Source organism: Okeania sp. SIO2F4, from assembly GCF_010672385.1.
Lineage (GTDB): Bacteria > Cyanobacteriota > Cyanobacteriia > Cyanobacteriales > Microcoleaceae > Trichodesmium.
In genome coordinates this window covers 1-11,785 of the sequence record NZ_JAAHGT010000218.1, presented here as the reverse complement: position 1 = coordinate 11,785, position 11,785 = coordinate 1, and the positions used below count along the sequence as shown (strand labels likewise).

At 35.6% G+C, this 11,785-nt stretch carries 12 protein-coding genes; 11 read left to right on the top strand and 1 reads right to left on the bottom strand.

Annotated features, from left to right (window positions below; all coding sequences use genetic code 11):
• Positions 1–199: 199 nt before the first annotated feature.
• Positions 200–400 (bottom strand): hypothetical protein, encoded by a 201-nt coding sequence (locus tag F6K22_RS15650; protein ID WP_293099359.1) that lies wholly within the window; start codon positions 398–400, stop codon positions 200–202.
• A gap of 725 nt (positions 401–1,125) precedes the next feature.
• Here F6K22_RS15650 and F6K22_RS15645 point away from each other — a divergent pair.
• The 11 genes from F6K22_RS15645 (at position 1,126) to atpC (ending at position 11,732) form a co-directional block, all read left to right on the top strand.
• Positions 1,126–1,860 carry an SDR family NAD(P)-dependent oxidoreductase gene (locus F6K22_RS15645; protein WP_293099356.1) on the top strand — a complete coding sequence of 245 codons (735 nt, stop codon included), beginning with the start codon at positions 1,126–1,128 and terminating at the stop codon, positions 1,858–1,860.
• A 327-nt stretch (positions 1,861–2,187) separates the two neighbouring features.
• Complete coding sequence (locus tag F6K22_RS15640; RefSeq protein WP_293099354.1) at positions 2,188–3,333, top strand: AAA family ATPase; 1,146 nt, start codon at positions 2,188–2,190, stop codon at positions 3,331–3,333.
• 122 nt (positions 3,334–3,455) lie between these two features.
• Positions 3,456–4,031, top strand: a complete 576-nt coding sequence (locus F6K22_RS15635) for a hypothetical protein (protein ID WP_293099351.1) — start codon at positions 3,456–3,458, stop codon at positions 4,029–4,031.
• Positions 4,032–4,157: 126 nt separating this feature from the next.
• A complete protein-coding gene (locus tag F6K22_RS15630; RefSeq protein ID WP_293099348.1) occupies positions 4,158–4,421 on the top strand; it encodes a hypothetical protein in 264 nt (87 codons plus the stop codon).
• Positions 4,422–4,433: 12 nt separating this feature from the next.
• Positions 4,434–4,676, top strand: coding sequence for a methyltransferase domain-containing protein (locus F6K22_RS15625; protein WP_293099362.1), 243 nt, complete (start codon positions 4,434–4,436; stop codon positions 4,674–4,676).
• A 538-nt stretch (positions 4,677–5,214) separates the two neighbouring features.
• On the top strand, positions 5,215–6,183 hold the full coding sequence (locus F6K22_RS15620; protein ID WP_293099345.1) for a DMT family transporter: 969 nt from the start codon (positions 5,215–5,217) through the stop codon (positions 6,181–6,183).
• 484 nt (positions 6,184–6,667) lie between these two features.
• Entirely contained in the window at positions 6,668–7,459 is a 792-nt protein-coding gene (minC, locus tag F6K22_RS15615; protein WP_293099343.1) for a septum site-determining protein MinC, read from the top strand.
• A 361-nt stretch (positions 7,460–7,820) separates the two neighbouring features.
• Positions 7,821–8,627 carry a septum site-determining protein MinD gene (minD, locus tag F6K22_RS15610; RefSeq protein WP_293099340.1) on the top strand — a complete coding sequence of 269 codons (807 nt, stop codon included), beginning with the start codon at positions 7,821–7,823 and terminating at the stop codon, positions 8,625–8,627.
• Positions 8,628–8,688: 61 nt separating this feature from the next.
• Positions 8,689–8,973, top strand: coding sequence for a cell division topological specificity factor MinE (gene minE / locus F6K22_RS15605; protein ID WP_293099337.1), 285 nt, complete (start codon positions 8,689–8,691; stop codon positions 8,971–8,973).
• A 771-nt stretch (positions 8,974–9,744) separates the two neighbouring features.
• The gene (atpD, locus tag F6K22_RS15600) at positions 9,745–11,199 is read left to right on the top strand and encodes a F0F1 ATP synthase subunit beta (RefSeq protein ID WP_293099334.1); all 1,455 of its coding nucleotides are present in this window, start codon (positions 9,745–9,747) and stop codon (positions 11,197–11,199) included.
• A gap of 119 nt (positions 11,200–11,318) precedes the next feature.
• Positions 11,319–11,732: an ATP synthase F1 subunit epsilon gene (atpC, locus tag F6K22_RS15595; RefSeq protein WP_293099331.1), complete on the top strand. Its 414-nt coding sequence runs from the start codon at positions 11,319–11,321 to the stop codon at positions 11,730–11,732.
• Positions 11,733–11,785: the final 53 nt, after the last annotated feature.

Sequence of the window (11,785 nt, the reverse complement as noted above, 5' to 3'; positions counted from 1 at the left end):
TCGGAATATTATAGCTTTCAGTATTCAGCTATTACCTGTCAGCTTTTTCTGCGGAATCCTACGCAAACAGAATTAAGACTCTACTTTTAAGGACAAGTTTTAAAATAAATCACTTTTGTAGTAAGACTTTATTCTGGCTTAATTAATAAAGCTTTTATGCTGATAGCTGATTGCTGACGGCTGAATGCTTACATTTTATTTAACCATAAACTGCTTCGGGACGAACAATTAAATCCCCACTTGAACGATGGTCTAAAATATAGGAATTAAAGCGTTCTTTACCCACATCAAAATATTGAGATAGACGTTCTTTAATAGCATTTTCTTTCATATTTTCTGTGATGCCTAGTTGATTTTCAGTCACATCATAAGAACGCCCTTCAAATCTAATATGAACCATACTAACACCTCCTAATTTTTTATCTGAAGAAAACAGAATATTTTTCTAGTTAATTTTCTACTTTTTGCTGATTAATAAAAGATTGATCGTATTGCAGTCTATCGAATTTAAAAGAACTCACATTTCACAAGTTTAAAGTTATAGTATAGACAACTCAAATAGATTTTGTATAATGTATAGTACTTCTTTAATCTATGAGGTACAGTTTTAGATCGCCCCGCCCCCCTTAAAAAGGGAGGAGCCTTCAAAGTCCCCCTTTCTAAGGGGGATTTAGGGGGATCGTAAATGTATCTTATGACCGTGGGAATTGCTATAGTAGTCTCTATTACTATTAGACTTATCCAAAAATTATCAACATTATTCACAACAATAATTTAACTTCTGACTGCTGTTATACCTAATGTATATTTGTGAAAATTCCGATTAATTATTTAGTTTTCAAGGTGCAGATATGGCTTGTTTTTCTAGAGGTTGTTTTCCTCTCCTTTAACTGCCACATTTATATACTACATAAATAATACATAAAGTGTCAAGGGGGTAGAAAAAATTTTTTTTCAGGATATTGAAAGTTAACTATATCAATAGATACAGGTAAATTACAGTTAGTAAAATATAGATATTCTGCCAAAAAGCCTCCATAAAATCTAAAATCTAAATTTACATTCCCATTTCCAGAACATGGTATGAAAAAGTAGTCCAAAATTATTAGTTTTAGGAAGAATAAAATGAGTGAAAAATCTGCGGCAGTTGTCATAGGTGTTGGTTCAGAAGAAGGTTTAGGTGCAACACTTGCTAAATATTTTGCCAAAAAAGGTTTGCACGTTTTTGTTGCTGGTCGTAGCGGAGATCAACTACAGTTAATTGTGGAAAAAATTATGCAACAAGGGAATACCGCAACTACTGTTGTTACTGATGCAACAGTCGAACAAGATGTCGAACAACTATTTACAGTCGTGGAAAAAGCAGGTTATCCTCTTGCTCTTGCTGTTTACAACGCTGGTAATAATATTCCTGCACCCTTATTAGAAACAGACAGCGGAACCTTTATCAACCTTTGGCAAAACAATTGTTTTGGTGGATTTTTATTTGGAAAACAAGCGATCGCTACCATGAAAAAGCGACAACAAGGTACCCTTATTTTTACAGGAGCAACTGCTTCGTTAAGAGGAAAACCACCTTTTACAGCTTTCGGAGTAGCAAAAGCAGGTTTGAGAGCTTTAGCTCAAGGGATGGCGCGAGAATTTTGTCCAGAAGGTATTCATGTTGCTCATGTAATTATTGATGGTGTTATTGATGGGGAAAACTCTCGTAGAAGGTTCCCAAATTTTGTTTCCCAAAAAGGTAAGGAGGGTTTATTACAACTTGAAGCTATTGCAGAAACCTATTGGGCAATTCACCAACAACATTCGAGCGCATGGACTCACGAACTTGACTTAAGACCATTTAAAGAATCTTTTTAAAGGCTAGAGAATTAATTAGACAGTGCAAAGTTCTTAAAATAGCCATAGCTAGCAATGGCTATCACCACTCCCTCTCTATTTCACAGCTATACATGCTATAAGGCTTTACCAGTAATACTTTCAGTCTTGAAAGTAAACCGTTTTTAGAAGAACCTTGTACTCTCCAGTAATTAAGTCTAAAATAAAAATTCAAAAATTAAGATAAATAGTTTGAGATAAATAAATTTTTTACCTCAAAAAAAGCATTTTTTCATCTTGTGTAGTATTGCATAATGGCAAGATATCAAAAGTGCTTTATTCTTTTTTTTCAAATTATCAATTCTGCTAATGCTAAAAAAACTTTACGTCAACAACTTTAAATGTCTGGTTAACTTTGAAATTAAATTCTCAAATATAAACTTACTACTAGGAGCAAATGGTTCGGGAAAAACAACAGTTTTTGAAGTTTTGCATAAACTCCAAAAATTTATATTAGGAGAATTTGAAACTAATGGAAAATATTATCAAGTCTCAGAAATTTTTCATCAGCAAGATTTAACTAGATGGCAAAACTCACCTGTTCATAAATTTGAGTTAGAAATTGCAGGAAACGGAGGTACATATTTATATGTTCTAGAAATCGAATATCCAGATAATTCTTTTCCCAGAATGCGTTATGAAAAATTGACCTTCAATAAAAAACTTCTATTTGAGTTTAATATCGAGCAAACTTTCGGAGAAATTCCTTTTGCAAGACTATTTAATGATTACTCTAGCACCGAAGGATCTATGCTTACATATTTTGATTTCTCACGCTCAGGAGTAGGTTTTGTTCCTGAAAGACCAGACCAACAAAAACTTACTTTATTTAAAAAATTAATTGCCAATTTTTTTATTGTTCAAATAAATCCTTTTGCCATGACAACAGAAAGTCGTCAAGAGGAAAAACATCCTTATAGAGATATGTCAAACTATGCTGCTTGGTATAGTCATTTATCTCAAGAATTTATCAATCAAATATTTGAACTTACACTAGAATTACAAAAAATAATCAAAGGTTTTAATTCTTTCCAAAATCAAAAATCTGGAGAAGCCAGAATTCTTTCGGCAATTTTCAACCTTCCCAGTAAAACATCTTATAAACTCAACGAATTATCAGAAGGTCAAAAAACATTAATCGCTCTATACACCTTACTATTTTGCACACCAGAAACCGATTGTATTTTATGTATTGATGAACCAGAAAACTTTCTAGCTTTACCAGAAATACAACCTTGGCTGATGAAACTTTTTGATTATTGTCAGTCGAATCAAAAACAAGCATTATTAATTTCTCATCACCCATCTTTAATTAACTATTTAGCCAGTAATTCAGGTTATTGGTTTGAAAGACAAGAGAATCAACCTGTGCGGGTACAGAAAATAGTTCAAGAAGATGAAGACGGTTTATCAATTGCCAAACTGATAGAACTTAGATGGATTTATGATGATTGAATAAAAATTATGTTTCAAGAAACCGGGTTTGTTGAAGGTAAATATTAGTATTGTGGGGATTTAATACAAACCCGGTTGCTATCTTTTGATTTGATATTACTTCTAAATTAATATTGCTAAAAATGACTAAAGTAACAATTTTGTGTGAAGATATTGACCAAGAAAGATTTATTCGGCAATATTTAACTATTCGAGGTTTATCATCTGAAGATATTACCTGTTTTTCAAATCCTAAAGGTTTGAAAGTTAAAAATAATAATGCTTCGATTTTAAAGTATTATCCCAAAATTTTAAAAGATTATAGAAGAATAAAAAATTATCAAGATATTGCAGTAATAGTAATGATTGATCCTGACCATAAAACTGTATATGAAAGAATTCGTTCTCTGAATATGGCTGTGAATAAAGAAGAAGGAGAGCGAAACAAAGATATGCGTTTACCTAATGAAAAAATAGCTATTTTTGTGCCTGCCAGAAATATAGAAACTTGGTTTTATTATATTAACGGTAATCAAGATTGTCATGAACAAGATGACTATAAAAATAAAACTCTAAATACAACGGAAAGAATTACATTAGCTCAAGCTTCAGCAATAAAATTAGCATCCGATATTTGTCCTCAAGGACTTGATGAAAATGCTCCATATTCCCTACATCATGCTTGTAATGAACTGCAACGATTACAATTAGATAAGTGATAAAAAAGTTTTTGTTTGTAGTAGGGCTTTAGCCCTATATATCTTCGGGCTAAAGCCCTACTACGAGCTTTAATTATAACTATCCAACCGGACATGATATGATGGAGTAAAATTCGAGTCAACAAAATGTTTAAAAGTTACAAAGATATATTTAACCAACGGGGTGTTTATTACCATCAAGCAATGGTAAAGTATCCTCTCGCGAGAGCAGAAGAATTTAACAATATAATTAGATTGTCTGATTTACAAAATAATCAAATTATTTGTGATGTACCTTCAGGGGGATGCTATATCAGTAATTTTATTCAGCAGAATCTAAAAATCATCTCTATAGAAACATCAAGTGAATTTATTAAAGATTCTCAAAATACAGCTAACAATACTATTTGAGTTTGTGAGGATATTAGTAATACTTCTCTTAACTCAAATAGTATCGATCGGATTATGAGTTTTGCTGGTTTACATCATGTCGATCCCAAAGTTAATTTTGACAAAGAAGCTTACCGTTTATTAAAGCCAAGCGGAATATTGTGCATTGCAGATGCTTTAAAAAATTCCAAAGTTGCTAAATTTTTAGACATTTTTGTCGATCAATATAATTCTATGGGGCATCAAGGTAATTTTTTAACTGAACAAACAAAATAAAAACTAAAATTTATTAATTTTCAAGTCCTACATAACGCTTCTATTAGTTATAATTGGTGTTTTGATTCAGTGGCTAATATGGTACATTATTGCCAGTTACTTTTCGGTCTCGATCAAGCAAACTATAACCAGATTCTAGAGGGTATTGAAAAATATTTAGGATATTATTTAGAAGATGATAAATGTTATATGAATTGGGAATTACATTTTATTAAATCTATTAAAAAGAATTAGGTTTTTATATAAATTTATTTTACTCATCAACACATACAGGACTTATCCAACCAGGGCAAACCTATCTAATTCCCTTATTTGTATATATCCAGAACTTTGTACTGTCCAGTCATTTCAGTTATCAGTTAGCCTCCTATCGGAGGAACTGCGTTAACAGTTATCAGTTATCAGTACCTCCAAGTGAACCATCGGGATTGAAATAAGGAATATTCTTGATTTTATCCCCTTAAAAGAGGAGGCGTAACTACCCCAATTTTCCAGTCATACTTAAATACATAGAACAAAGACTCCTTTATAAATTTTAATGCTAACAAAAAAAGATAAGCCAATACAGAACAACACTCAACCTCTAGATTTTAAATTAGCTATGCCATCATTGCTAATAGGAGTTTTTATATTATCTTTCGCTGCTATTTTCATTCGACTAAGTGAAAGTGAACTAGGCCCCGCAGGAACAATTTTTAATCGCTATTTAATTGCTTTTGTTGTTTTATATCTGTGGGATCGAATTCAAAGTTTGAGCATTGCTAGTAATTTAACAAAGCCCGAAGAAAATATTGAATTAAAAGATTGGGGCGACTTTATTCTTTCATCTATTTTTGGAACTTTAGCAACTTTTTTCTGGGCATGGTCTTTAACTCAAACAAGTGTAGCCAACTCAAACTTGCTTCATAATATGACTCCCATATTTGCGACATTAGGAGGATGGCTATTTCTATCTCAAAGCTTCGATCTTAAGTTTTTATTGGGGATGAGTTTAGCCTTGATCGGAGTCATCACCATCGGATGGGGAGACTTTCAAGCTGATGCTAGTTCCCTTGGGGGTGATGCTTTAGCTTTGCTATCTGCTGTCTTTTATGCAGCAAACTACCTAATTCGAGAGAAACTCCGCTCCAAATTCTCGGCAACTAAAATACTTTTATGGTCATGCTTCTTTTCCCTCTGCTTTACCTTGTGTCTAACACTAATCACTGAAGACCAAATTTTTCCGCAAACCTGGCAAACTTGGTTAGCAGTATTGGGTCTCGGTCTTCTTTGTCAAATATTAGGACACGGGTTACTTATCCACAACCTCAAACATTTCTCCTCTAGCTTTGTTACTATATCAATGTTGCTTGAACCTTTACTGACTGCTATTTTTGCTTGGTTGATTTTTGCTGAACCATTAACCTATCTAAACTGGATAGCCTTTTTATTAGTTTTAGCTGGCATCTACTTGACTAAGGAGAGTAAAGGTGCCATAAAGAAAATTAGCTCAGTGCCGACAAAATAGAAAATCAAAAAAAGAGGGAACAGGGAACAGGGAAAAGTAATTGATAATTTATGGATAAGAATTGATTTTATTTTGGATTTTCACGCCTATGTCTATTAGGTACAATAACTAGAATTTTGACGTGGTAAATATTTTTTGCTTGTTCGCCTACTCATTTATATCAAATCCGCTCTTCATGGAAGCGTTATCAGAAACCGGGTTTGTGGGAGGTTAATGGTAGGGACGTTGCATGCAACGTCCCTACAAGGGCATTTGATACTTTCCCCGGTTTCTCTGCTTTTTTATACCGATACTACCGGATTTGATATTACTCCCCTTTTAATGCTCATAATTACCTGATTTGTTTATTGTAGAGAGTACCTTGAAATTAGCTCCTGACTCCTGACTCCTGACTCCTGACTCCTGACTCCTAAACTCCTTACTAATGACTGATATGATAGGATAGTTTGCCCATAGGAAAAAGATAAAAAACATCCCGTACTTTATGTCTTCTGATGCTTCTGATGCTTCCGTCTCAACTACTTCCACCTCAACACAAGAAGTAAGTACCAACTTACAAGTCAGGTTCAAAACAGAGGAAGGAAAGTTGTTATTACTATTGCCACCAGAATCTAATCATGGTGATATGGAAAGTCCAACAGCCATGACTTGGACAGAAATTTGGCAACAATTAAAGCAACGCCTCAAAGCGGGAGAAAGATTTTGGCAGCCAAAAACAGAAGTAGAGCTAATTGCATTTGACCGTCTCTTAGATACTCGTCAACTCCAAGAAATAGCTGAAGCTCTCTTAGAAGTAGAACTAAAATTAGAAAAAATTAGCACATCACGTCGTCAGACTGCTGTAGCAGCAGCTACAGTAGGTTATTCTGTGGAACAAAAATCTGTCTTGAGTACCCTAAGTCAAACTCCTGTAGAAAAAGTTCAACCCTTAGCTGAACCACTTTATCTACAAATGACTGTACGTTCTGGAGTAGAAATTCGACATCCAGGTACCATAATAATTGTAGGAGACCTGAATCCAGGTGGCTCTGTAATTGCAGATGGGGATATTCTTGTATGGGGTCGTTTACGGGGAGTAGTCCATGCAGGTGCTAAAGGAAATTCTAAAAGTGTGATTATCACTTTGCAAATGGAACCAACTCTCATTAGGATTGCTGAGCAAGTTGCTCGTGGGCCAGAAAAAGCACCAGTCCAATTTTATCCTGAAGTGGCTTATGTGGTAGACCAAGGGATTCGCATTAGCAGAGCTAAAGATTTTGCTAAGATATATCGTTAACGAAGTCAGAATTCAGAACTCAGAAGTCGGAAGTTGTTTTTGTAATGGGGATTTAAGCTCCCCTCCAAAAACATTTCGCCTTTTAAGGCGAAGTTTTAGACCCAATTATTTTGATAAATTTATTTAGGATATAGATGAGAAATCTCTAAAAATTATATTTTTAATCTCTCGCAATTAATGGCCTCAAGATAAACAGTTAAAATTTAGGCGGGAAAAATACTCATACAAAGTTTAGAATGTATCAGTTTTAAAGTCTTTGCTAACTAACTTAATTTGGCAAAAACAAAATTTTATTGACACAATTATCCTTTGTATTGTAACAACAATTGACTATACACAATTACTTAATGTCTAATAGCTTATGAGCAGAATTATTGTGATTACTTCTGGTAAAGGTGGAGTGGGCAAAACTACCTGCACAGCCAACCTGGGCATGGCTTTAGCTCAACAAGGTCGCCGAGTCGCAGTAATTGATGCAGATTTCGGTTTGAGAAATTTGGACTTACTTCTGGGTTTGGAAAATAGAATTGTCTATACAGCAGTAGAAGTTTTAGCAGGAGAATGTCGCCTTGAACAAGCAATAGTTAGAGATAAACGACAACCCCGTTTATCTCTTTTACCCGCCGCTCAAAACCGGATGAAAGAGGTAGTTACTCCTCAACAAATGCAGGAATTAGTAAATATGTTGATGCCAAAATATGACTATATTTTGATTGACTCTCCTGCTGGAATTGAACAGGGTTTTCAGAATGCGATCGCGCCAGCCCAAGAAGCTATAATTATTACAACCCCAGAAATATCTGCAGTCCGTGATGCAGACAGAGTAATTGGACTCCTAGAAGCAAATAATGTCAGAAATATTCATCTAATAGTTAATCGGATTAGACCCCTGATGGTGCAAGCTGATGAAATGATGTCTGTACAAGATGTAGAGGAAATACTTGCTATTCCACTCATGGGAATTATTCCAGATGACGAAAAAGTAATTGTATCTACTAACCGAGGAGAACCTTTAGTATTAGCAGAAAATATTTCTCAAGCAGGTTCAGAATTTAATAATATTGCTCGTCGTTTGGATGGAGAAAAAGTAGAGTTTATAGACTTGAACCCCCCACCAGAAAACTTTTTTACTTGGTTGCGCAAACTATTGTCATCTAAAGTTATTTGATCCTTGAAAATCTTACCTCAACCTACCTCATAAATTAACTATCTTAGTTAAAGATAAGCTAATGCTAAACGAAATTATAGAAAAACTTTTTTCTAAAAATACTCCTAATAGTCGTGAAGAAGTTAAGCGTCGTCTGAAATTAGTTATTGCCCATGACCGCGCCGATCTAAATCCAGAAATCATTGAAGCAATGAGAAAAGAAATTATGGAAGTAGTATCTCGCTATGTCGAAATAGATGATAGTGATTCAGAATTTTTGTTAGAAAATAATCAAAGAGCTACTGCTTTAGTGGCCAATTTACCTATTAAACGTATTAAGGTCAGGCCAGATACTGATAATAGTTAAGTAATAATATAAGGACGAGCAACAATTTTAACATTATTGTTGACATTATATTTTATTTGTTTTTTTATATTTGACAATAGTCATATAAAGTGATATGCAAAATTATTTCAGTATCATACAGAAAATTCGTGAGCAAAATAATTAATATCATCCTGGATGAACGCTTCAGTGATACTCTAAAAAATGACCGGAAAATTGGGTTTCAACCTATGCCCTTTTAGGACATGAAAAAATGGACTGAGTGAAGTTACAGTGTGGGGAGCGAACAGACTTCGATACTCCAAACTGTCAAAACGCGAGGGTCTTTTTGTCAAACAGCAAGACTTGGCCGGCAACAGCCTTCACTATAATAATTGGTGATGCGTGTGCAGATTCAAAGAGTCAGCTTTGAGTAGGTTAAATGTTGCACAACTAAGGTTTTTCTTAATAATTGAAATGCCCCGTATTTGTCTGGGAAAAGCCAAAAGTTAATGATAAACTCATGTCTTGAAGCACTATCTCAAAATATCAATTCCCCCTAAATGGGCTTTTTAAGAGGGAAAAAGTATAAAACACAGGGCGGTTGGGCATCCCGTCCTTAGAACTTCGTCAAGTCCGATGGGGTATCGCGACTGAGAAGTCAAAAGCCTAAACTATACCACAAGGTTAGTTTAGAAATATGTCAGTATGAATCTCCCATGTAGAACATAGGAGAATATGTAAGATATTAATCTTCAAACCAAAACCTTTCCGAGCAATTTCGGATAAGTCAATAATTTATAGATAGGTAGAATGGTAAGCACCGCAGAAAAAACAAACGTAGGATATATTACTCAAATTATCGGTCCAGTAGTAGATGCTAAATTCCCTAGTGGAAATCTTCCAGAAATCTACAACGCCTTAACAATTACAGGTCAAAATGAAGCAGGACAAGATGTGTCCGTGACCTGTGAAGTACAACAACTTCTAGGGGACAACCAAGTTAGAGCTGTGGCTATGAGCGCCACAGATGGCCTGGTACGTGGTATGGAAGTAGTAGATACCCGTGCTGCAATTAGTGTACCAGTAGGAACCGCCACCCTTGGTAGAATATTTAATGTTGTCGGTGTACCTGTAGACGAACTAGGTCCAGTTGGAACTGAGGACAAATCCCCAATTCACCGTCCAGCTCCTAAACTTGTAGAACTAGAAACAAAACCTGCTGTTTTTGAAACAGGTATTAAAGTTGTAGATCTACTCGCTCCTTATCGTCGTGGTGGGAAAATTGGTCTATTTGGTGGTGCGGGTGTAGGTAAAACCGTTATCATCATGGAGTTAATTAACAACATCGCTAAAGCTCACGGTGGAGTATCCGTGTTTGGTGGTGTGGGAGAACGGACTCGTGAAGGTAATGACCTTTATAATGAAATGATTGAGTCCGGGGTGATTAACCCAGAAAACCTCACCGAATCTAAAGTGGCCTTGGTTTATGGTCAGATGAATGAACCACCAGGAGCTAGGATGCGTGTCGGTCTGTCAGCTTTGACAATGGCAGAATATTTCCGGGATGTTAGTAAGCAAGACGTACTACTATTCATTGACAATATCTTCCGATTTGTACAAGCTGGTTCTGAAGTATCTGCTCTTTTAGGAAGAATGCCTTCTGCTGTGGGATATCAACCTACCCTTGGTACAGAAATGGGTGAGTTGCAAGAACGAATTACATCTACAAAAGAAGGTTCAATTACTTCTATTCAAGCTGTATATGTACCTGCGGATGACTTGACAGACCCTGCTCCTGCTACTACCTTTGCTCACCTAGATGCTACTACAGTATTATCAAGAGGTCTTGCTTCTAAGGGTATCTATCCAGCAGTAGACCCCTTAGATTCTACATCTACTATGTTACAACCAAGTGTAGTTGGTGATGAGCACTATAATGTTGCTCGTTCAGTACAATCTACTCTACAAAGATACAAAGAACTTCAAGATATTATCGCCATTCTTGGTTTAGATGAATTATCAGAAGATGACCGCCTAGTTGTAGCTCGTGCTCGTAAGATTGAGCGTTTCTTATCACAGCCATTCTTTGTAGCTGAAGTATTTACAGGTTCTCCTGGTCAATATGTGAAGTTGGAAGATACCATGAAAGGCTTCAAAATGATTTTATCTGGTGAACTTGATGATTTACCAGAGCAAGCTTTCTACATGGTGGGTGGTATTGACCAAGTAATGGCTAAAGCTGAAAAGATGAAAGCAGAAGCATAGTCATGCTTACCCTGTTAGTAGTCAGCTAGCAAATAAATGTTGACAGTTGACTTGTTGGTTATCAATCCTGAGAGCTACAGTCAACTGACATATAAAAAACAATAACAAATCATTGACAAATGACATTAACTGTGCGTGTAATAGCTCCCGACAAAACAGTTTGGGACTCAGAAGCTCAAGAAGTAATCCTACCTAGTACAACAGGTCAATTAGGAATTTTAAGTGGGCACGCTCCACTGTTAAGCGCTCTTGATGCAGGTGTAATGCGAGTTCGTGCTGAAAAGGACTGGATGCCGATCGCTCTGATGGGTGGTTTTGCTGAAGTAGAAGCAGATGAAGTAACTATACTTGTTAATGGTGCTGAAAGAGGAGATGAAATTGACAAAGAAGCAGCTCGTTTAGAATACGAGGAAGCCGAAAAACGTCTGCAAACTGCTGAAAGTAGTGATAATCTTCAAGAAAAGATTCAAGCTAAACAAACCTTAAAGCGAGCAAGAGCACGTCTGCAAGCTGCTGGTGGAATGGTTAACTAAAGTCCTACTTCTATTAACAGGGACTGCATTTGCTCCAAGGTCAGTCCCTGTTA

Coding starts and splice junctions, on each gene's coding strand:
- F6K22_RS15650 (WP_293099359.1), bottom strand. CDS start 400: ATGGTTCATATTAGATTTGAAGGGCGTTCTTATGATGTGACTGAAAAT.
- F6K22_RS15645 (WP_293099356.1), top strand. CDS start 1,126: ATGAGTGAAAAATCTGCGGCAGTTGTCATAGGTGTTGGTTCAGAAGAA.
- F6K22_RS15635 (WP_293099351.1), top strand. CDS start 3,456: ATGACTAAAGTAACAATTTTGTGTGAAGATATTGACCAAGAAAGATTT.
- atpC (WP_293099331.1), top strand. CDS start 11,319: ATGACATTAACTGTGCGTGTAATAGCTCCCGACAAAACAGTTTGGGAC.
- minC (WP_293099343.1), top strand. CDS start 6,668: ATGTCTTCTGATGCTTCTGATGCTTCCGTCTCAACTACTTCCACCTCA.
- F6K22_RS15620 (WP_293099345.1), top strand. CDS start 5,215: ATGCTAACAAAAAAAGATAAGCCAATACAGAACAACACTCAACCTCTA.
- minE (WP_293099337.1), top strand. CDS start 8,689: ATGCTAAACGAAATTATAGAAAAACTTTTTTCTAAAAATACTCCTAAT.
- atpD (WP_293099334.1), top strand. CDS start 9,745: ATGGTAAGCACCGCAGAAAAAACAAACGTAGGATATATTACTCAAATT.
- F6K22_RS15640 (WP_293099354.1), top strand. CDS start 2,188: ATGCTAAAAAAACTTTACGTCAACAACTTTAAATGTCTGGTTAACTTT.
- F6K22_RS15630 (WP_293099348.1), top strand. CDS start 4,158: ATGTTTAAAAGTTACAAAGATATATTTAACCAACGGGGTGTTTATTAC.
- minD (WP_293099340.1), top strand. CDS start 7,821: ATGAGCAGAATTATTGTGATTACTTCTGGTAAAGGTGGAGTGGGCAAA.